19 protein-coding genes are annotated in these 19,455 nt (G+C 63.2%); 9 read left to right on the plus strand and 10 right to left on the minus strand.

The features are described from left to right. Positions 1 to 79: 79 nt before the first annotated feature. Positions 80 to 907, plus strand: coding sequence for a tetratricopeptide repeat protein (locus FJ418_RS04180; RefSeq protein ID WP_140863797.1), 828 nt, complete (start codon positions 80 to 82; stop codon positions 905 to 907). A gap of 87 nt (positions 908 to 994) precedes the next feature. Here the strand turns inward: FJ418_RS04180 and FJ418_RS04185 are convergent, their stop codons facing one another. The 9 genes from FJ418_RS04185 to FJ418_RS04225 form a co-directional block, all read right to left on the minus strand. Further along, the gene (locus FJ418_RS04185; protein WP_140645301.1) at positions 995 to 2,011 is read right to left on the minus strand and encodes a type II secretion system F family protein; all 1,017 of its coding nucleotides are present in this window, start codon (positions 2,009 to 2,011) and stop codon (positions 995 to 997) included. A gap of 13 nt (positions 2,012 to 2,024) precedes the next feature. Next, the gene (locus FJ418_RS04190) at positions 2,025 to 3,038 is read right to left on the minus strand and encodes a type II secretion system F family protein (protein WP_140863799.1); all 1,014 of its coding nucleotides are present in this window, start codon (positions 3,036 to 3,038) and stop codon (positions 2,025 to 2,027) included. Between the two features lie 131 nt (positions 3,039 to 3,169). Beyond that, the gene (locus tag FJ418_RS04195; RefSeq protein WP_140863801.1) at positions 3,170 to 4,669 is read right to left on the minus strand and encodes a CpaF family protein; all 1,500 of its coding nucleotides are present in this window, start codon (positions 4,667 to 4,669) and stop codon (positions 3,170 to 3,172) included. Positions 4,670 to 4,699: 30 nt separating this feature from the next. Beyond that, the gene (locus FJ418_RS04200; protein ID WP_181166846.1) at positions 4,700 to 5,983 is read right to left on the minus strand and encodes a CpaE family protein; all 1,284 of its coding nucleotides are present in this window, start codon (positions 5,981 to 5,983) and stop codon (positions 4,700 to 4,702) included. Positions 5,984 to 6,029: 46 nt separating this feature from the next. Beyond that, complete coding sequence (locus FJ418_RS04205; RefSeq protein WP_140863804.1) at positions 6,030 to 6,761, minus strand: CpaD family pilus assembly protein; 732 nt, start codon at positions 6,759 to 6,761, stop codon at positions 6,030 to 6,032. A 14-nt stretch (positions 6,762 to 6,775) separates the two neighbouring features. Then, complete coding sequence (locus FJ418_RS04210) at positions 6,776 to 8,311, minus strand: type II and III secretion system protein family protein (RefSeq protein WP_140863806.1); 1,536 nt, start codon at positions 8,309 to 8,311, stop codon at positions 6,776 to 6,778. Continuing rightward, on the minus strand, positions 8,308 to 9,120 hold the full coding sequence (cpaB, locus tag FJ418_RS04215; RefSeq protein WP_140702799.1) for a Flp pilus assembly protein CpaB: 813 nt from the start codon (positions 9,118 to 9,120) through the stop codon (positions 8,308 to 8,310). Before cpaB ends, FJ418_RS04210 begins: the two co-directional genes overlap by 4 nt. A 296-nt stretch (positions 9,121 to 9,416) precedes the next feature. After that, entirely contained in the window at positions 9,417 to 9,935 is a 519-nt protein-coding gene (locus FJ418_RS04220; RefSeq protein WP_140863808.1) for a prepilin peptidase, read from the minus strand. Positions 9,936 to 10,093: 158 nt separating this feature from the next. Continuing rightward, a complete protein-coding gene (locus tag FJ418_RS04225; RefSeq protein WP_095765933.1) occupies positions 10,094 to 10,273 on the minus strand; it encodes a Flp family type IVb pilin in 180 nt (59 codons plus the stop codon). 347 nt (positions 10,274 to 10,620) lie between these two features. Between FJ418_RS04225 and FJ418_RS04230 the strand changes: the two genes are divergently transcribed. From FJ418_RS04230 to FJ418_RS04240, 3 genes are all read left to right on the plus strand, one after another. After that, on the plus strand, positions 10,621 to 11,043 hold the full coding sequence (locus FJ418_RS04230; RefSeq protein WP_140656278.1) for a pilus assembly protein N-terminal domain-containing protein: 423 nt from the start codon (positions 10,621 to 10,623) through the stop codon (positions 11,041 to 11,043). Between the two features lie 171 nt (positions 11,044 to 11,214). Beyond that, a complete protein-coding gene (locus tag FJ418_RS04235; RefSeq protein ID WP_226892267.1) occupies positions 11,215 to 11,796 on the plus strand; it encodes a TadE/TadG family type IV pilus assembly protein in 582 nt (193 codons plus the stop codon). 77 nt (positions 11,797 to 11,873) lie between these two features. Continuing rightward, on the plus strand, positions 11,874 to 12,446 hold the full coding sequence (locus FJ418_RS04240; protein WP_246677330.1) for a TadE/TadG family type IV pilus assembly protein: 573 nt from the start codon (positions 11,874 to 11,876) through the stop codon (positions 12,444 to 12,446). 4 nt (positions 12,447 to 12,450) lie between these two features. Here FJ418_RS04240 and FJ418_RS04245 read toward each other — a convergent pair whose 3' ends face one another. After that, complete coding sequence (locus FJ418_RS04245) at positions 12,451 to 13,347, minus strand: PhnD/SsuA/transferrin family substrate-binding protein (RefSeq protein WP_140863809.1); 897 nt, start codon at positions 13,345 to 13,347, stop codon at positions 12,451 to 12,453. 174 nt (positions 13,348 to 13,521) lie between these two features. Between FJ418_RS04245 and FJ418_RS04250 the strand changes: the two genes are divergently transcribed. The 5 genes from FJ418_RS04250 to dnaA all read left to right on the plus strand — a co-directional run bounded on the left by FJ418_RS04250 (position 13,522) and on the right by dnaA (position 19,314). Further along, entirely contained in the window at positions 13,522 to 14,760 is a 1,239-nt protein-coding gene (locus FJ418_RS04250) for a phosphopentomutase (RefSeq protein ID WP_140863811.1), read from the plus strand. Next, positions 14,753 to 15,643 (plus strand): bifunctional DNA-formamidopyrimidine glycosylase/DNA-(apurinic or apyrimidinic site) lyase, encoded by an 891-nt coding sequence (gene mutM / locus FJ418_RS04255; RefSeq protein ID WP_140863812.1) that lies wholly within the window; start codon positions 14,753 to 14,755, stop codon positions 15,641 to 15,643. The genes FJ418_RS04250 and mutM overlap by 8 nt, the downstream gene beginning before the upstream one ends. Positions 15,644 to 15,690: 47 nt before the next feature. Further along, the gene (locus tag FJ418_RS04260) at positions 15,691 to 16,464 is read left to right on the plus strand and encodes an enoyl-CoA hydratase (RefSeq protein ID WP_140702784.1); all 774 of its coding nucleotides are present in this window, start codon (positions 15,691 to 15,693) and stop codon (positions 16,462 to 16,464) included. A gap of 196 nt (positions 16,465 to 16,660) precedes the next feature. After that, positions 16,661 to 16,927, plus strand: a complete 267-nt coding sequence (gene rpsT, locus FJ418_RS04265; RefSeq protein ID WP_140645317.1) for a 30S ribosomal protein S20 — start codon at positions 16,661 to 16,663, stop codon at positions 16,925 to 16,927. A gap of 839 nt (positions 16,928 to 17,766) precedes the next feature. Next, on the plus strand, positions 17,767 to 19,314 hold the full coding sequence (dnaA, locus tag FJ418_RS04270; protein ID WP_140863814.1) for a chromosomal replication initiator protein DnaA: 1,548 nt from the start codon (positions 17,767 to 17,769) through the stop codon (positions 19,312 to 19,314). Positions 19,315 to 19,455: the final 141 nt, after the last annotated feature.

A 19,455-nucleotide genomic window follows, 5' to 3' on the forward strand; every position in this document is an offset into this window, starting at 1 on the left:
CCGTTAGGGTTAACAGAATATTTCTGCGGGAGGGAAGACGGCCAGCCAATGGCCGCACAGGAATGGAGACCGGGCGCCGATGCCTACCAAAGCGTTGAACCTTACAGCCAAGCGTCTGATCACCACGGCTTTCATGGCGGCGCTTGCGGCCAGCGTGGCCGGTTGCGGCAGCACCAGCAAGTTCACCACGGGTTCCATCTCCCGCTCCGACAGCAGGCCGCTGGAAACGATGTCGTCCAGCGAATTACGTACCGCCACGTCCAGGCTCGGCCAATCCTACGCCCGCAATCCGAACGACAAGCGCATCGCGATGAACTTCGCGGCGGCGCTGCAGATGGACGGCGACGCCGACCAGTCGCTGGCGGTGATGCGCAAGCTGGCGATCGCCTATCCCAAGGATCGCGAAGTGCTTGCGGCCTATGGCAAGGCGCTTGCCGCCAACGGCCAGTTCGAGCCGGCCCTCGATGCCGTGCGGCGCGCGCAGACGCCCGAATATCCGGACTGGAAGCTGGTCTCGGCGGAAGCCGCCATTCTCGACCAGATGGGACAGAAGGACGAAGCGCGGCAGGACTATCGCAAGGCGCTGGAACTGAAGCCGAACGAGCCCTCGGTGCTGTCCAATCTCGGCATGTCCTATGTGCTCGAAGGCGACCTGCGCACGGCGGAAACCTATATGCGCTCGGCCGCGCAGCAGCCTGGTGCCGACAGCAGGGTGCGGCAGAACCTCGCGCTGGTCGTCGGACTGCAGGGCCGCTTCGACGAGGCCGAGAAGATCGCCTCGCAGGAACTGTCGCCCGAACAGGCGCAGGCCAACGTCGCCTATCTGCGCCAGATGCTTGCCCAGCAGAATGCCTGGAGCCAGTTGAAGGATCAGGACAAGGACAAGGCGAAAGTCGCCACGAACTGACGGACGCTGCCAAGCGCCGACCGCTTCGACAAGAAAGAAGCCGCGCGGGGGTCCGCGCGGCTTTTTTCATTGATGCGAACGGCCCGCCTACTGGCTGGAGGAGCTGTGCTGGTCGCCGAAGATGCCGCGCTGGCTGACCTGGATGCCGGCCGGACCCAGGATGATGGCGAACAGAACCGGCAGGAAGAACAGGATCATCGGCACGGTGAGCTTTGGCGGAAGTGCGGCGGCCTTCTTCTCGGCGGCGTTCATGCGCATGTCGCGGCTTTCCGAGGCGAGCACGCGCAGCGCGTGCGCCACCGGCGTGCCGTAGCGTTCGGCCTGGACCAGGGCCTGCGACACCGACTTCACCGATTCCAGACCGGTGCGGCTTGCCAGGTTCTCATAGGCGATCTTGCGATCCTGCAGATAGGACAGCTCTGCATTGGTGAGCACGAATTCCTCGGCAAGCGCCACCGACTGCGTGCCGATTTCGTCGGCAACCCTGCGCAAGGCCGCTTCCACCGACATGCCGGATTCCACGCAGATCAGCATCAGGTCGAGCGCGTCGGGCCAGGCCAGCTGGATCGACTGCTTACGCTTGGTCGCGCGGTTGTTGACGTAGAGGATCGGCGTGTAGAAGCCGCCATAGGCGACAACGACACAGACGAACAGCTTGATGAAAGCCGGCTGCTGCGGCAGGCCGCCGAGCACGAACAGATAGATGGCCGCCAAGGCAAAACCGACGAATGGCAGGACCAGGCGGAAGAAGAGAAAACGCGTCAGCGGGTTCTGGCCGCGGAAGCCCGCGACCTTGAGCTTCTGGATCGTGCTTTCATCGGCAAGCGCGCGCCTCAGATCCAGGCGGTCGACGATGTTGCGCATGCCGATGGACTGTTCCTCGCGCAGGCCCTTGCGGCGGCGGTCGGCCTCGTTGGCCAGTCGCGTACGCTGCTCGGCGCGCAATTTGTCGCGTTCGAGCGCCACGCTCTTCATGCGCGACTTGAGCGACGTGCCGCCGAACGCCGGCATGAGCGTGAAGACGGTCGCGAACACGGCAATGCCGACCAGCATCGCGATCAGGAAGGAAGGGTCTGTGAGTGTCTTGACGACCTGTTCTGTCACTGGATCCGCGCCCCTAGACTTCGAAGTTCATCATCTTGCGCATCACCAGGATGCCGATCGACATCCACACACCCGAGCAGCCGAGGATCAGGTTGCCGACGTTGGTGGTGAACAGCGGCATGATGTAGTTCGGGCTCGACAGATAGACGAGGAAGGCGACGACGAAGGGCAAAGCGCCGATGATGACGGCCGATGCCTTGGCTTCCATCGACAGCGCCTGGACCTTGGCCTTCATCTTCTTGCGGTCGCGCAGGACGCGCGAAAGATTGCCCAGCGCCTCGGACAGATTGCCGCCGGCCTGCGACTGGATCTGGATGACGATGCCGAAGAAGCCGGCCTCGCTGCACGGCATGGTCTCGGACATGCGCATGGCGGCGTCGGGCACCGACATGCCCATCTGCTGGGAATCGACGATGCGGCGGAATTCGGACCGGACCGGTTCGGGCGATTCGTTGGCGATCAGGCGGATCGCATCGTTGAGCGGCAGGCCGGACTTGACCGCGCGCACGATGATATCGAGCGCGTTCGGAAATTCTTCCAGGAAGGCCTTGACGCGACGTGTGCGGCGAAACGACACGAACCAGCGCGGCAGGCCGAGGCCGCCCACCAGCAGGGCACCGGGCAGAGCCCATAGAGGCGCGCCGAGGAAAAAGAGAACGGCCGTCAGGATGATCCCGCAGACAGCGGAATAGATATAGAAACGCTCGATCGGAACCTGCATGCCGGCTTGGCGGATCTGAGCCTTCAGCGGCGGTTTCTTGACGTTGCGATCGTTGGTCTTCTGTTTCTCGTCGAGCTGCTTCAGCGAGTCCTGGACGTTTTTTCGCCGCTTGACCGCTTCCGCTGCGCGGTCGCGCGTCGCTTTCACCACCGACCGGTCGGTTTCGGCTGTCTTGACGGTCTGAAGCCGCTTGCCGGCCTGCTTCTCGTTGTCGATGCGCGTGAACAGAAAAGCATAGGCCACCGCACCGGCGCTGAAGCCGGCAAGCACGATGAAAGCCAGTACGGTGGTGTCAATTCCGAACATCGACCTGGATCCCCAGGGCATTTCGCCGTTCCAATGAAACGGCGAACCGACCTATTTCTTCGTTTAGACGCAATTCCGGGCGGAAAACCGCTTCACACTTTTCCTGGAATTGCTTCAGACCTCCAGCTGCATCAGTCAGCGCGTTTCTCCATCGCCTCGAGCGCGTTGGCGAGGCGCTGTTCCTCGCCATAATAGCGGGCGCGGTCCCAGAAATGCGGACGGCCGATGCCTGTCGACACGTGCTCGCCGACCAGCCGGCCGCCGGCGTCCTCACCCTTGATGTTGTAGAGCACAAGATCCTGGGTGATGATGACGTCGCCTTCCATGCCGACCACCTCGGTGATGTGGGTGATGCGGCGCGAGCCGTCGCGCAGGCGGGCCGCCTGGATGATCACGTCGATCGAGCCGACGATGATCTCGCGCACCGTGCGCTGCGGCAGTGAATAACCGCCCATGGCGATCATCGATTCCATACGGTTGAGGCATTCGCGCGGGCTGTTCGAGTGGATCGTTCCCATCGAGCCGTCGTGACCGGTGTTCATCGCCTGCAGCAGGTCGAACACTTCCGGTCCGCGCACCTCGCCGACGATGATCCGCTCCGGCCGCATGCGCAGGCAGTTCTTGACCAGATCGCGCATGGTCACCTCGCCCTCGCCCTCGAGATTGGGCGGCCGGGTTTCGAGACGGACCACATGCGGCTGCTGCAGCTGCAGTTCCGCCGAATCCTCGCAGGTGATGACGCGCTCCTCGCGGTCGATATAGTTGGTCAGGCAGTTGAGCAGCGTCGTCTTGCCGGAGCCTGTGCCGCCCGAGATGACGATGTTGCAGCGGACACGCCCGATAATCTTGAGAACCTCCGCGCCTTGCGGCGAGATGGCGCCGAACTTGACCAACTGGTCCAGCGTCAGCTTGTCCTTCTTGAATTTGCGGATGGTGAGCGCAGTGCCGTCGATCGAGAGCGGCGGCGCGATGACGTTGACACGCGAGCCGTCGGGAAGGCGCGCGTCGCAGATCGGGCTCGATTCATCGACGCGGCGGCCGACCTGGCTGACGATGCGCTGGCAGATGTTGAGCAGCTGCTGGTTGTCGCGGAAGCGGACGCCGGTCTGCTCGACCCTGCCGTTGACTTCGATGTAGACGTTCTTGGAGCCGTTGACCATGATGTCGGCGATGTCGTCGCGGGCAAGCAGCGGCTCCAGCGGTCCATAGCCCAGAACGTCGTTGCAGATGTCCTCGAGCAGCTCTTCCTGCTCGGAGATCGACATTGCGAAGTTCTTGATCGCGATGATGTCGTTGACGATGTCGCGGATTTCCTCGCGTGCGCTCTCGGGATCGAGCTTGGCGAGCTGCGACAGGTCGATCGTGTCGATGAGCGCGGAGAAAACCTGGCTCTTGGTGTCGTAATAGGTTTCCGAGCGCTCGCGCTGGACCTTTCTTGGCGGCTCCGGCGCCATAGGCGGCGGCTCGACAGGACGGCGCGCCGGCGGGGCGGCGGGCGGGCTGGAGGTCGGCGCAGCCGGCCGCTCGGCCGTCATCGTCCCCGTCGAAGCGGGCGCGGCGGGAGCAGCTGCCGGCGGACGGAATTCGGGCGTTGCCCGGCTGCCGTCGTCTTTGCCTCTTTTACCAAACATGATCGACTACCCGATGCCGCTCAATCAGCGTCACTTCTTGTTGCGCGAGAGCTTGCCGAGGATCGAGCCCAGGCCTGCCTTCTTCTTTGCCTTGATTTCGCTGCGTCCGGTCAGCACATGCGCTATTTCATTGATGGTGGTGACGACCGGGCTCTTTGCGTCCATCTCGCTCAGCATACGGCCGTTGTTGGCGGCATTGCCGAACAACAGCGGTTCGAAGTTGATCACGGCCATCGGCGTGATGCAGAGCGGTTCGGCGAAATCGGACGCCGCGATCTCGGGCCGTTTCGGTACCCCCGCCTGGTTGATGATCAGCTTCGGCGGAGGATCGTTCGGACGCAACCGCTTCAGCATGTCAACCATGTTCTTGGTGTTGCGAAGATTTGCGAGCTCGGGCGTGGCCGTGATGACGATCTCGTCCGCCTTGATCAGCGTGCTCTTCGTCCACCCGCTCCAGACGTGAGGGACATCGAGGACCAGCAGGGGCGCGCTGCGCTGCGCTGTCTCTATGATCTGCGAGAAGGCCTCGGAGTCGAAATCGTAGACGCGCTCGAGCGTGGAGGGAGCCGCGAGCAGCGACAGATGCTCGGCGCATTGCGCAAGCAGACGGTCGAGATAGACCTCGTCGACCCGCTCGGGCGAAAACACCGCCTCGGCGATGCCTTGCGCCGGATCCTGGTCGAAATTGATGTTGGCGGTGCCGAAGGCGAGATCGAGATCGGCAATGACGACTTCGGACTTGAACAGCGAAGACATAGCCCAGGCTACATTGTGAGCGATGGTCGACGAGCCGACGCCGCCCTTGGCGCCGATGAACGCGATCGACCGGCCGATCGGCTCCGATTCCGGATCGACGAAGATCGACGACACGACGCTGACGATGTCGGTCATCGAGACCGGCGCGATGACATATTCGGAAATGCCGGACCGGATAAGCTCGCGATAGAGCCCGACATCATTGTAGTGGCCGATGACCACGACCTTGGAGGACGGATCGCAATATTCCGCGAGCTGGCCGAGTTGTTCGAGCAACTGCTGCGGTTCGCTGCGCGATTCCAGCAGGATGAGGTTCGGTGTCGGCGCGGACTGGTAGAACTCGATCGCGGTCGGGATGCCGCCCATATGGACCTTGAGATGGGTCTTGGCCATCCGGCGATCCTCGCCGGCGCGCTCGACGGGATTGGCGACCCCCTCGGTCTCGCAGAAGGCCTGGATCGAAATGCGCGGCACGGGACGCAGCGCCTGCATGGCGGCGATGTCCTGCTGCGAAAGGTCGCCGGTTTCCGCAGGCGTGTCGTAGGCAAGATTGCTCATCGTCATGCTCTTTCCGTGACTGCTCTCTTCGTCGTCCGGCGCGGGCTCAGTAGGTCACTTCCGAATTGCCGAGGAACTCGTCCGAGATGCCCCTGCTCCGATAGATGTCGATCACCGCGCCGCGATTTTCGGCGTCGATGTCGGACTGCTTGCGCGGCCCGATCAGATCGTTGGGATTGGCCACCTGGGCCGCGAGGTTGTTCTGGTAGGAGCAGCCGAAGTCGGCATAGTGCTTGTTCTCCGACGTCTCGGTCAGGTCGTCGGGCCAACGGCCGCATTTGTCGGTCTGGGCCCTCACCGCGACAAAGGCGACGCGCACTGGCGCCGACGCCTCGGGCACAGCCGACTGATAGGATGTCATGACGATGCGGTTGCGCTTGACGCCTGCCGCCATGGCGAGCCTGGCAAAATCGCGGCCGGCGGCCCGGGCGGCAAGCTCATTGGCGGACCCGGCCGGCATCGCGATCGTCAGCGCCGGCGCGGCGCTCTTGTCGTAGCCGTCGAGAAAACCGAGCAGCGTATCGCGCTGCGCACCGGTCATGCCGCGATCGCCGGCGCCGACCGGCAGGTCGATCTTCTGGTTCTTCTCAGCGATGACGATCGGATGGGTCGTGCGGTAATCGTCCGGTATCGACCCGACGGTAACGCTATCGCGGTTGGCGCAACCTGCGAGCGACGCCGCAAGCATGACCGCCAGTGCCGGGACCACCTGCCGACGGATCCTTGCGATACCGGATGCTGTCCGGACCGTCATGACCTTCGATGCTGACTTGGACATATCCGCATTCCCACTCATTTGTAGATGAAGCCCACGACACCGTGATAGCGGCCGGCTGGCCGGTCGGTCTGCATGGTGCCGTAGACGCGATTGACGCGGCCGAGGAACATGGCGGCGCCATCACTTGCCGCATTGAAGTTGTCGTCCGGCTTGGCCAGGTCGTTGCGCGCCACCGGCCGCGTCAGATAGGGCGTGATGATGATGACGAGCTCGCTTTCGTTGCGCACGAAATCGCGGCTGCGAAACAGCGTGCCGAGGACCGGTATCTTGGTGAGGCCCGGCAATCCAGCGACCGCCTGGCGCACGTCGTCGCGAACCAGGCCGGCGATCATCATCGACCCGCCGGATGGCAATTCAACAGTGGTGTCGGCAAGTCTCTTGCGGATCGACAAGAGCGTGGTGCCGGGCAGTCCCTGGGCTCCTTCCAGTGTCGTTGCGCCCTCCATGGTCGGCTCCGAGACCGCAGTCCTGACCTTGAGGCTTATCCGGCCGGCCGACAGCACGACGGGCTGGAACTCCAGACCGATGCCGTATTCGATCTGTTGGTTGGTGTAGGTGACCTGGCCCGTCTGGTTGTCGGTCGAGACGTTGTTCGTGCGCCCGGTGATGATGTTGTATTCACCGCCAACCTTAAAAGTCGCCTTCTCACCGGAGACCGCCGTCAACGTCGGTTCGGCCAGGGTTTTCATGACGCCCGACTGTTCCATCGCATTGATGTAGGCCTGGAAAGGCGAGTCTAAGTTGCCTAAGCTGAGACCCGAATTCTGTGACACCGGCTTGCCCAGCCCATAGGCAGGAGAGGTCAACGCATTCCAGCTGATACCGTTGCTGCTGCCGCTGGCTACCATATTCACGCCGAGCTGCTTCATCACCGAGCGGCTGACTTCGGCGACGGTAACCTTGAGCGTCACCTGATCGTCGCCGATGATCTGCAGGAGGTTGACGATCTTGGAGGTCCGGCGCTCCTGGTCGGGGTTGTTGATGTCGACGCCGCCATTGACCGAGCCGCCGGCGGCGGTCTGCGAATATTGCCCCGTCGTCGCTTCACCGCCGGATACGAAGATGGTTGCCAGGTCGACGGCGCGCTTGGAATCGAGCGGCGTGTCGACCATGCCAGTCAGGACGACGTTGTCGTTGAGAAGCTCGACCTTGATCTGCGAGGACGGGATGAAGCGCTTGAGATAGTCCTCCAGCCCGGCGACGTCACGTTCGACGGCCAGATCCAGGCTGACGATCTGCTCGCCATTGGGGCCGAAAACGAAGATATTGGTTTCGCCGACGGCCTTGCCGAACAGGTAGATGCGCCGCGCCGTGCGGGTCACGGCATCGGCAACCGCCGGATTGGCGACGAGGATATCGTAGGCGTCGCTCGGCAAGTCGATGACCACGGATTTGTTGAGGCCGAGCTTGACGCGCTGCGTGGCGACGGAAGCCGAGACGCCGGCGCCCGCGGCCTTGGCTTCGGCCAGTCCCGGGGCGCCGGTGCCGAGCAGGAGAAAACCGATCGCCGCGGCGGCCAAGAAGGGCAGCAGTTTACCGTTTGGCCTCATTTCCTTGCTCCCACCTCGGAAACCTCACCGGACTTGATCAGCCGCACGGTTCCGCGTCGGCCGTTGCCGTTGACCAGATAGTCGGCTTCGTCCGTATTCTTTTCATGGATGTCGGTGATCGGGCGCAGCGCCAGCGTCAGGCGGTCCGCCATCTGCTGCGCCACGGTGATGATCTCGGCCTGCTGCGGCGTCAGCTCCAGCGTCGCGGTCTGGCCGACCCTGGTCTTCTTGCCTTCCTCGTCTTCCTGGATGGTCTGGTCGATGGCCAGCACGCGGATGTTCTTGAGGATCGTCTCGGTGTTGAAGCCGCTGCCGCCGTTGCCGGTGTCGGCGCGGCGGGTCATGATGACGTCGACGAAGTCGTTGGGCAGGATGAAGCCGCCGGCGGACGTGTCGGCCGATATCGCGGTCGCGACAGCGCGCGTGCCGGAAGGCAGGATCGACGACATGAAGCTCTGTCCCTCGCCGACCAGCTTGGAGCGCCGCAACGGCTCGCCGGTATACATGGCCACGCGGGCGACCGAGCCCTTGAGCTTTTCGACCGCGTCAGGCTCGGCGGCGCGCGTGATGAAGTTGGCGTTGACGCCATCGGCCGGCCATTCTTCCCAGCTGATGTTGGTGCCGAGCTGGCTGCCCATCGACACGTCACCTGAAAGCACCAGCACATCCTGCAATGCGATCGCCGGCTGCTTGGGCGCATCGACAACGACCTGAGGCGGCGGCGCCACGACCATGTTCTTCGCCACGTAGCCCGCGCCACCCGCCGCGACCGCAGCCACGCCCAGAATAATCAATCGGGATGCTGGCATTCGTCCGAAACCCTTCGCCTCAAGGCAAACCACCTCGCCAGGCCGGACTTTGCAGCTGCAATCGTCAAAACAAGGTTAATGTAATGCTTACGATCGTGATTAATTTAAGGTTTACTCAAATTGGATGGAACGGCCCGCCGTTAACAAAAAAAGGCGGCTAGGCCGCCTCGGGATCGCCGACATCTATATCGCCAGAGGCCTAAGGCGCGTGGCGGAATTCAGACCACGCGATTCAAGTCTTTGCTTGATGCATGTCGTTGTCCCAGAACCGCTGCGCACTTCTGGGCGACATGCATTCAGGCCGTGAGCCTCGCCAGCGCCCAGACCATCAGCGGCGAATCCGGGAAAGTGATCAGTCCACCCGCGCCAAGCGCGATGCCATAGGGGATGCCAACGCTCTCGTCCGCGAAATGGCGCAGAAATCGGCTGTGGCCGGTGTACATGACGAGCGGCGATTTCCGGTAAGCAAGGATTGCGAGGGTAAGCAGGCCGCCGATGAAAGCCGACGTCACCAGATAGCCGATCAGGTTGATGTTGAGGCCCATCCATAGAGCGGTCGCGGCCAGAAGCTTGGCGTCGCCGCCGCCCATGCCGCCGAGCGCAAAAAGGCCGAAGGTCGTGGCAAGTACGAGGACGCCGGCAGCGAAGTGCCAGCCATAGGTTGCCCAGTCCATGCCGGTGAGCGGCGCGACAAGCGCGAATGTCGCCACCAACAACACGGGAACACGGTTGGCGATCGTCATCGACAAGGCGTCCGAGACCGCAGCGAACAGCATGCAGAAAGGAAAGACGACGAAGATCACGGCTTCAAGCATGGATGCGGCGTGCCTGTGGCATGTTTTCAGCGTCATCCTAGGCGCGCTGGATTAACGATCGATGAGGCCGGACGATCAAAATCGGCCGACTGCATGAAAAAGGGCCACCAGTTGGCGGCCCTTTTCCTTCTGTCGAAAAGGCGCGATACGCGGCCTTGTTACGGAGCCGTGGCGCCGTTGAGGGTGGCGGCGATGTTGGCGAACTTGGCGTTCAGCGCGCCGCCGAGCTGGGTAGCGCCAACCATGATGGCGAGCGCGATGAGAGCGGCGATCAGACCGTATTCGATGGCGGTCGCGCCGGATTCGTCCTTCACGAAACGTGCAATGAGGTTAGACATTCGAGAGCTCCTACTCCACGTGTTACAGCACTTCCGTCAACTTTTCTCTTGCGGTTGATCGGATGCTGCAAATCTATGGAGAAGCCGTTTCGATCGGCTTAATAAACAGCCTTACCGATTCCTTTCCGGTGGCGAACGCGCTGTGTGGTTAACCGTGGCCTAAACATCGCCAGCCAGCTCGGCCTCCCGGAAACCGGCGCTTGTGCAATACTCCTAAAACAGTAAGCACCATCGGCGCATGATGCGCCACGCGAGCCGATCCTTAATCATGGCCAGGCCGGCTTAACCGTTGGTTCACCAATCTCGTTCATGTTCCGTTGAAGAATCTGCCCGCCGGGAGCGCTTCAATGACGTTGTCGAGATCGCTGTTTCCAGTCGCCGCGCTGCTGGCAACTGCCGCCTTGGTCATGCCGGCCAGGGCCGGCGCGGGTATAGAAGTCACCATGAACCAGGCCAAGATCGTCAAATTGTCACGCGCGGCCGACACGGTCGTCATCGGCAATCCGGCGATCGCCGACGCCGCCGTGCAGGACGCCTCGACCATCGTCCTCACCGGCAAGGGCTTCGGTGTCACCAATATGGTCGTGCTCGATTCGGACGGCAGCCCGATCATCGATGAACAGGTGACCGTCGTGCGACAAGCCGCCTCCTCGGTGCGCATCTACAGACGCGCCGAAGTCCAGACCATGTCCTGCACGCCCTATTGCGAGAGCGCGTTCAAGAGCGAGGCCGAGAAGGCTTCCGAAGCCGAAATGAGCGCCGGTCACTGAGCCCTGCGAGCGCGAACCCACGGGCATTAAAGACAGCTTAAAGCTTGCCCGACGAATTTAACGATCATCCAAACCGGAACTCAATGGGTTTTCGCTAACCTTGCCGCCGGTACCGCAAAGGCGATCGGCAGGAACTTTGATATGAGCAAGGATGCCTCATCCGGCAACGGCATGGACAGCAAGGCGCGCGCCAAAGCCCACCCCGGCTTCTTCAGCGACAGGCGCGGCAGCACGGCGATGGAATTCGCGATGCTTGCCATCCCGTTCGCCCTTCTCGTCTTCGCCATCCTCGAGAGCTGCATTTCGTTCGCCGGCCAGGAGGTGATGGCCAACGTCACCGACGATGTCGCCCGCCAGTTGCGCACCGGGCAGCTTCAGCAGAACAACGTCACCGAAGCCTCGATCAAGCAACTGATCTGCAATCGCCTGCAGATCATGGTTTCCAACAACTGCACCGATACCGGGCCAAATGCTCCACTGCTGGTCGATCTGCGCGAATATTCGAGCTTCGCGGACGCCGCGACGGCGGGTTTCAAGATCGTGAGCGGCGATATCGTGCTGACGCAGGGCGCGAACACGATGTCTCCTACAGTCTCGCCCGGACTGGCGGAATCCATCAACATGCTGCGGGTGTTCTACAAATGGCCGGTGATGACCGATTTCCTGGCCAAGTCGATGGCAAACCTGAAGGACAGCAAAACGCTGCATTTCGCGTCCGTGACCTGGCAGAACGAACCGTTCGACGACAATTGAGACTGCTCGACAGCTAAGCCGCGGGCGTGGAGGACGATATGCATAGTGCGGGGGCACTCGGGGGGATTTTGGCGAGGATGGAGCGGTTTTGCCGCGATCGCCGCGGCGTCGCGGCGATCGAGTTCGCGTTCATCGTGCCGGTGCTCCTCATCATGTATTTCATCACGATGGAGGCCTCGCAGGCCATCGAGACCAGCAAGAAGGTCAGCCGCATCGGCAGCATGGTCGCGGACCTCGTCACCCAACAGCAGACCGTCGTGAAGGCGAATCTCGATGCAATGATGAAGATCGGCACATCGACGCTGCAGCCTTACAATCGTTCATTGCCGACGATCATCATCACAGGCATACAGATCACCGACGAAGCACCGCCGAGGGTGCAGGTTGCATGGTCGCGCAAGGTGGTGGGCACCACCTACAGCGCCGATGCGGCCGTCAACGCGACCACCACGGTGCCGGCGACGCTGATAATCCGCAACACCTTCCTGGTCCGCGTGGAGAGCGACCTCGGCTACAAGCCGATCATCACCTGGTCCGCCAGCAATTCGCAGACGCTCGGGCTGACCTCTGCCTTCAACAACATATCGATGAGCGAAACCTATTATCTAAGGCCGCGCCGGAGTCCGACGATTCCCTGCAGCGACTGCTGACACGCTATTCCTGCCCTGCCGTTTCCTGCCGCACGATCGCCACGGCCATCGCATAGTCCTTCCGCGCGGCCGGCCTGAAACCCCCGGAATGCGCGCCCTCCAGCAGGTCGTACACATCGGGCGTCTGGGACCTGAGACTGGTCAGGAAGACCGTCAGTCGCCGCTTTGCCTCCGGATCGAGATCGCTGCGGACGGCGTGCGGGCCATAGCGCAACAGGCCCGAGGTCCATAACACCCGAAGCGACGCCTCGGGGATGCCGGCAGCCTCCAGCCGCGCGACGGTGCCCTCGGAACGGGCGGACCGGCCATCGGCATCGGCCGGTTCCCAGCCGAACAGCGCGTCGGCTTCGCCGCCGCTCAGCATCGTTTCGGCCGCGGTGGCCGAAGCCGCGCGCGCCAGGAAGGGCGAATCCCGCGCGATCTTGACGCCTTCGGCCGACAGCGCGGCCATCGGCAGCAGCGCGCCGCCGACATTCTCGACCGGCGCAATCGCGATCCGGTGCGAAGCGATCGCCGCAAGGTCCGGAAGCCTGCCGTCGCGCGTCACCAGGACGGAACGGATGCCGACGGCGCCGTCGGCATCGACCGGCGCCACCAGCGGTTCGACGCAGCCGCAGCGCTCCGAGGCCGTGGCATAGGCAAGAGCCGAATAGACCGCATATTGCACGCGCCCGCTCGCCTGCGCCTCGATCAGCGCCGCATAGTCGCGCGCAACGACGAACTCGACCTTCATGCCGAGCGCATTGGCATAGGCGTCGGTCAGGCGCGCGAGCCCGGGGACGGTGTTGCCGCCGCCCGGTTCGGCAACGACGCCGATGCGGAACGTGCCGATGTCGTCACGCCAGTCAGCGCGTGCCGGCCCGGCGGCGGCGCTGAACGCCGCGAGAGCTGCCGCGCACATTCTCACGGCCTGCCTTGCCGCGGTTCTGCCGCGCCTTGCCATACCTGCTTCGCTCCCGCCGCATCCGCGTCTCGCCGCAACTATGGCGCCAAGCCGTTGCGGTTTGGTTTCCGATTTGCCAAGGCCGCCGGGGAACCTTATGTCTGGCAGCCAGGACTGACAACAAAGATACCCATGGCGCGCGCGTTCCTGTTCGTTCTCGATTCTTTCGGCATCGGCGGCGCGGCCGACGCAGAACGCTATGGCGATGCCGGAGCCGACACGTTCGGACATATTTTTCAGGCCTGCGCCGACGGTCGCGCCGATCGGGAAGATTTGCGCAACGGGCCGCTGGCCGTGCCCAACATGATGTCGCTCGGTCTTGGCCGAGCGGCGCAGACGGCGACCGGGCTCACGTTCGACGTCGATACGCCGTTGCTTGCCTCGTCCTTCCACGGGGCCGCCCAGGAAGTGTCGAGCGGCAAGGATACGCCCTCCGGCCACTGGGAAATCGCCGGCCTGCCGGTGCGCTTCGACTGGGGCTATTTCCCCGACACCGTGCCTGCCTTTCCGGCCGAACTGACCGAAGCGATCATCCGCGAAGGCAAGGTGCCGGGAATCCTCGGCAATTGCCATGCACCCGGAACCGAGATCATCGAACGGCTCGGCGAAGAGCATATCCGCACCGGCAAACCGATCTGCTACACGTCGGTCGATTCCGTGCTGCAGATCGCCGCGCATGAAACGCATTTCGGCCTGGAGCGGCTTTATGAGCTTTGTCTCACGGTGCGTCGGCTGGTCGATCCGTTCAAGATCGGGCGCGTGATCGCGCGACCTTTCGTGGGCGAGACGCCCGTCACCTTCCAGCGCACCCACAACCGCCGCGACTATGCGGTGCCGCCGCCGGAGCCGACCCTGCTCGACCGGCTGACCGGGCGCGGCAGCAAGGTCATCGCCGTCGGCAAGATCGGCGACATCTTCGCCCATCGCGGCATTTCGGAAGTGCGCAAGGCCGGCGGCAACATGGCGATGTTCGACAAGGCGCTCGGCGCGATGGACGACGCCGGCGACGGCGACCTGGTCTTTGCCAATTTCGTCGATTTCGACACCGAGTTCGGTCACCGGCGCGACGTCGCCGGCTATGCCGGCGCGCTCGAGGCGTTCGACCGTCGGCTGCCGGAGGCGCTGTCGCGCATCGGGCCAGGCGACCTCCTGATCCTCACCGCCGACCATGGCAACGATCCGACCTGGCGCGGCACCGACCATACGCGCGAACGCATTCCGGTGATCGGCACCGGGCCGGGGCTGGCGGGCGGCGACATCGGGCTCAGGCCGACCTTCGCCGATATCGGCGAGACCGTCGCGGACCACCTCGGCCTGGCGGCCGGTCGCCACGGAACATCCTTCCTCGCAACGATAGGCGGCCATGCCTGAGCTGCCCGAAGTCGAAACCGTCCGGCGCGGGCTGCAGCCGGTCTTGGAAGGGGCGCGGCTCGTCAAGGTCGAGGCGCGCAGGCCCGACCTTCGCTTTCCTTTTCCCGAACGCTTTTCGGAGCGGCTTACCGGCAAGACCGTGACAGCGCTTGGCCGGCGCGCCAAATACCTGACGATGCATATCGAGAACGGCCCGGTTCTGATCTGTCATCTCGGCATGTCGGGATCGTTCCGCGTCGAAGCCGCCGCGGGCAGCGACATCCCCGGCGCCTTCCACCACGAGCGCTCGAAAAGCGCCGCGCACGACCATGTCGTGTTCGATGTCGTCTCGCCGAAGGACGAGCGCTCCCGCGTCATCTTCAACGACCCGCGCCGCTTCGGCTTCATGCTGTTTGCCGAAGGAGCGCCGGACACGCATCCGATGCTGGCTGGGCTCGGCATCGAGCCGACCGGCAACGCGCTCGACGGTCCCCTGCTCGCCTCGCTGCTGAAGGATCGCAGATCGCCGCTCAAGGCGGCACTGCTCGATCAGCGTCTGATCGCCGGACTCGGCAATATATATGTGGCGGAGGCCTTGTGGCGCGCCGGCCTCTCGCCGCTGCGCGAAGCCGGCACCATCGCCGGGTCGGCCAAGAAGGCGAAAGAGCAAAGCGCGCGCCTTGCCGAGGCGATCCGCTCGGTCATCGCCGACGCGATCGCCGCCGGCGGCTCCTCGCTGCGCGACTATGTCCAGGCCGACGGATCGCTCGGCTATTTCCAGCATTCCTTCGCGGTCTACGATCGCGAGGGCGAGCCATGTCCGAAGCCAGGCTGCCGCGGCCACATCGAGCGCATCGTGCAAAGCGGCCGCTCGACCTTCTATTGCCGGACCTGTCAGCGGTGAGCTAGGAACGGTATCGATCATCCCACTGCCGCGGAAGGAAGCGAACCATGGCCCATGAAACCATCATCGTCGAGACACGCGGCAAGGTCGGGCTGATCACGCTGAACCGGTCCAAGGCGCTCAATGCGCTGAATTCGCAAGTCCTTGCGGAGGTCGTGGCGGCGGCGAGCGCGTTCAATGCCGATCCCGGGATCGGCGCGATGGTGCTTACCGGCTCGGAAAAGGCGTTTGCCGCCGGCGCCGACATCAAGGAAATGCAGGCGATATCCTTCGCCGACGCCTACACGCAGGACTTCTTCGTCGGCTGGGAGGAATTCACGCGCACGCGCAAGCCAATCATCGCGGCGGTTGCGGGCTATGCGCTCGGCGGCGGCTGCGAATTGGCCATGATGTGCGACTTCATCATCGCCGGCGACAACGCCAAGTTCGGCCAGCCCGAAATCACGCTCGGCGTCATGCCGGGCATGGGCGGATCGCAGCGGCTGACCCGCTTCGTCGGCAAGTCGAAGGCGATGGACATGTGCCTGACCGGGCGGATGATGGACGCGGCCGAAGCCGAGCGCAGCGGGCTGGTATCGCGCGTGGTACCGGTCGCCGAACTGCTCGACGAGGCGCTGAAGGCGGCGGCCAAGATCGCCGAGTTCTCGCTGCCGTCGGTCATGATGACCAAGGAGGCCGTCAACCGCGCCTACGAGACGACGCTTGCCGAAGGGCTGCGCTTCGAGCGGCGCCTGTTCCATTCGCTGTTCGCGCTCGATGATCAGAAGGAAGGCATGGCCGCCTTCGTCGAGAAGCGGAAGCCGAATTTCACCAACCGCTAGGGCACGTTGCCGAATGACTGAAGGCGGGTCATGGCGTGATGCGCTTTCGGTCTCCAAAAAGACCGCCAAGTGGCGTTGACGCGCCGGAAAAGCTGAACTATAAGCCGCACCAACCGAGGCGGCCCTGTGGCTGCCCGTTTGTTTTTTGCGCCCTGCGGCACCCCGCTGGCGCCCACCAGATCGGAAGAGAGGCATCATGGCCAATACGTCTTCGGCCAAAAAGGCAACGCGCAAGATCGCCCGCCGCGCGGCGGTCAACAAGAACCGTCGCTCGCGTGTCCGCACCTATGTGCGCCAGGTCGAAGAGGCGCTGGCCGCCGGCGACAAGGCCGCGGCGGTGGCAGCCTTCAAGGCGGCGGAGCCGGAGTTGATGCGCGCCGCCACCAAGGGCGTCGTCCATAAGAACACAGCTTCCCGCAAGGTTTCGCGGCTTGCCCAGCGGGTCAAGACGCTGTCGGCCTGACCGACTTAATCCTTAATCAACCGATGTTGAACCCGGTCGCACAGGCCGGGTTTTTTCGTTTGCCGGCAAGTACTTAAAAAAATTGCTCGCAAGCAACGCTTGCGACGTGATTCCAATGCCAGTAATGTTTTGCCGGCATATTCAACGCCGCTGATACCGGCACGCCCTCCCCGCGGCAACTGCCCAAATTTGCCTGGCAAAAAATCTGCAGTTTTTTCAAAGGCTTACAGCCGGTCATCCACAGCTTGTTCAACTCAAGATCGAGCGGCGGGGGAGAAGTAGCTGTCAAGAGAATTATTTCAGAATATTTCGTTTCGGGCGGCCTTTTTCATATTCGCCGGAAAAGGGTTTGAATCACAATGGCTTTGTCAAAATGTGCCGTCGCAGCACCCGATTTCAAGCCCCGTCTGGTAACCAGATTCGTTAAAAAACCGTTAGATGTGGCCTTGCCCTATCCACAGCGATTTCGGTAATGTCCATCCATCGAAGGGACGGGCTGTAGCCCCTGACCCAGCCTGAATCGGCCAGCACAAAATGGCAGAATTCATGACGTGGAGCAATTCCGCGTGCGGCTTGGTTTGTCTCTTCGGTGCGGGTAGGGGACTGGCGTAATTGTACATGGCAGTCGATGTCTCGCCGGCGTTTTCGCCGGAGGGTGATGTATTGCCTTGTCGTTGTCGGAGGCCGGCGTGCGGAGCCGGCAGCTGGTTCCTTGCGCGAGTTGCGACGATCGTTGCCGCGGCGGCAGCGGCATCGCGGCGAAATGAGGTCGCCGGACCAAGGATGCAGGAGGCGCATCCCCGGTGGAAAAGGGTACGAGAAGACAAGGAACTTTGATCATGCAAAGCGGCATCGAGAGGGAGCTAGCGGGCGAGCTTCCATTTCCAGCAACTTTTGTCGGAGGGGGCGACGTGGCGGCATCCAGCGACGCGGAACAGAAGTTCGAACGGGTCAAGACCCAGCTGAAGGCGCGTCTTGGGGCCGAGGTCTATTCGAGCTGGTTCGGTCGCATGAAGGTCGCCGAGGCCTCCCGCGGCATTATCCGCATCTCGGTGCCTACGGCCTTCCTGAGGTCCTGGATCAACGGCCATTATCTCGAGCTTATCGCGGAGCTGTGGCGGCATGAGGATCCCGACATCCTCAAGATCGAGATCGTCGTGCGCACCGCGACGCGGCAGGGGCGCAACCCTGTCGAGCCGGAAATCGCGCCGGCGCGCAAGATGACCAAGCAAACGCATACCGCGCTCGCCAACGGCACCGCGAGCGCCGGGCGCGTGGAACAACGGGCGCCGGCGCCCCGCCAGGGCGCGTCCGCGGAACCGGAGTTCCGCCACAATGTGCTGGGGTCACCGCTTGACCCGCGTTACACATTCGCCTCCTTCATCGAAGGGCCGTCGAACAGGGTGGCCTTCGCCGCGGCCAGGGCGGTGGCGGAATCGCAGTCGAGCGCGGTGCGCTTCAACCCGCTTTTCCTGCATGCGACCGTCGGGCTCGGCAAGACGCACCTCCTGCAAGCGATCGCCGCTGAATCGCTGCGGCACAACCCGAAGTCGCGCGTCGTCTATCTGACGGCGGAATATTTCATGTGGCGCTTCGCCACCGCGATCCGCGACAACAACGCGCTGACCCTGAAGGAGCAGCTGCGCGACATCGATCTCTTGATCATCGACGACATGCAGTTCCTGCAGGGCAAGTCGATCCAGCACGAGTTCTGCCACCTCATCAACATGCTGCTCGACAGCGCCAAGCAGGTGGTGGTCGCGGCCGACCGGCCGCCCTCGGAACTGGAATCGCTGGAGCCGCGCGTGCGTTCGCGCCTCAATGGCGGCGTGGCGCTGGAAATGTCGGCGCCGGATTTCGCGATGCGGCTCGGCATGCTGAAACTGCGCCGCGCCACCACCAAGACCGACGACACCTCGCTCGACATCTCGGACGAGATCCTGGAGCATGTCGCGCGCACGGTGACCGGCAGCGGGCGCGAGCTCGAAGGCGCCTTCAACCAGCTTCTGTTCCGCCAGTCCTTCGAGCCGCAGATCAACATCGACCGCATCGACGAGATCCTCGGCCACATCTACCGCTCCGGCGAGCCGAAGCGGGTGCGTATCGAGGACATCCAGCGCATCGTGGCGCGCCACTACAACGTGTCGAAGACGGAGCTTCTGTCCAACCGGCGCACGCGCACCATCGTCAAGCCGAGGCAGGTGGCGATGTATCTGTCGAAAGTGATGACGCCGCGCTCATTGCCGGAGATCGGGCGCCGCTTCGGCGGCCGCGACCACACGACCGTGCTGCATGCCGTGCGCAAGATCGAGGACCTTTCGGGCGGGGACAACACGTTGGCGCAGGAACTCGAACTGCTCAGAAGGCTGATCAACGACCAGGCCTGAAGGGGCGCAGAAATAATCGGCGACGCGCTTCGCCGGCTTTATCCCCAGAAAGCCCGCGCTACCGGCCGGAACCGGTGCCGCGGGCTTGCGTTCGCAGGCTTTTTACTGTCAGCTTACACAGATTCTGAAAGCCTTTCAGGG

The sequence above is a fragment of the Mesorhizobium sp. B2-8-3 genome (genome assembly GCF_006440815.1).
GTDB lineage: Bacteria > Pseudomonadota > Alphaproteobacteria > Rhizobiales > Rhizobiaceae > Mesorhizobium.

What these genes read in the sequence shown, in the direction of transcription:
- FJ418_RS04210 (WP_140863806.1), bottom strand. Translation starts at nt 8,311, where the DNA reads ATGAGGCCAAACGGTAAACTGCTGCCCTTCTTGGCCGCCGCGGCGATC.
- FJ418_RS04260 (WP_140702784.1), top strand. Translation starts at nt 15,691, where the DNA reads ATGGCCCATGAAACCATCATCGTCGAGACACGCGGCAAGGTCGGGCTG.
- FJ418_RS04230 (WP_140656278.1), top strand. Translation starts at nt 10,621, where the DNA reads ATGACGTTGTCGAGATCGCTGTTTCCAGTCGCCGCGCTGCTGGCAACT.
- FJ418_RS04180 (WP_140863797.1), top strand. Translation starts at nt 80, where the DNA reads ATGCCTACCAAAGCGTTGAACCTTACAGCCAAGCGTCTGATCACCACG.
- FJ418_RS04225 (WP_095765933.1), bottom strand. Translation starts at nt 10,273, where the DNA reads ATGTCTAACCTCATTGCACGTTTCGTGAAGGACGAATCCGGCGCGACC.
- FJ418_RS04235 (WP_226892267.1), top strand. Translation starts at nt 11,215, where the DNA reads ATGGACAGCAAGGCGCGCGCCAAAGCCCACCCCGGCTTCTTCAGCGAC.
- FJ418_RS04200 (WP_181166846.1), bottom strand. Translation starts at nt 5,983, where the DNA reads ATGAGCAATCTTGCCTACGACACGCCTGCGGAAACCGGCGACCTTTCG.
- FJ418_RS04220 (WP_140863808.1), bottom strand. Translation starts at nt 9,935, where the DNA reads ATGCTTGAAGCCGTGATCTTCGTCGTCTTTCCTTTCTGCATGCTGTTC.
- rpsT (WP_140645317.1), top strand. Translation starts at nt 16,661, where the DNA reads ATGGCCAATACGTCTTCGGCCAAAAAGGCAACGCGCAAGATCGCCCGC.
- FJ418_RS04240 (WP_246677330.1), top strand. Translation starts at nt 11,874, where the DNA reads ATGGAGCGGTTTTGCCGCGATCGCCGCGGCGTCGCGGCGATCGAGTTC.
- FJ418_RS04250 (WP_140863811.1), top strand. Translation starts at nt 13,522, where the DNA reads ATGGCGCGCGCGTTCCTGTTCGTTCTCGATTCTTTCGGCATCGGCGGC.
- dnaA (WP_140863814.1), top strand. Translation starts at nt 17,767, where the DNA reads ATGCAAAGCGGCATCGAGAGGGAGCTAGCGGGCGAGCTTCCATTTCCA.
- FJ418_RS04245 (WP_140863809.1), bottom strand. Translation starts at nt 13,347, where the DNA reads ATGTGCGCGGCAGCTCTCGCGGCGTTCAGCGCCGCCGCCGGGCCGGCA.
- FJ418_RS04190 (WP_140863799.1), bottom strand. Translation starts at nt 3,038, where the DNA reads ATGTTCGGAATTGACACCACCGTACTGGCTTTCATCGTGCTTGCCGGC.
- mutM (WP_140863812.1), top strand. Translation starts at nt 14,753, where the DNA reads ATGCCTGAGCTGCCCGAAGTCGAAACCGTCCGGCGCGGGCTGCAGCCG.
- FJ418_RS04205 (WP_140863804.1), bottom strand. Translation starts at nt 6,761, where the DNA reads ATGTCCAAGTCAGCATCGAAGGTCATGACGGTCCGGACAGCATCCGGT.
- cpaB (WP_140702799.1), bottom strand. Translation starts at nt 9,120, where the DNA reads ATGCCAGCATCCCGATTGATTATTCTGGGCGTGGCTGCGGTCGCGGCG.
- FJ418_RS04195 (WP_140863801.1), bottom strand. Translation starts at nt 4,669, where the DNA reads ATGTTTGGTAAAAGAGGCAAAGACGACGGCAGCCGGGCAACGCCCGAA.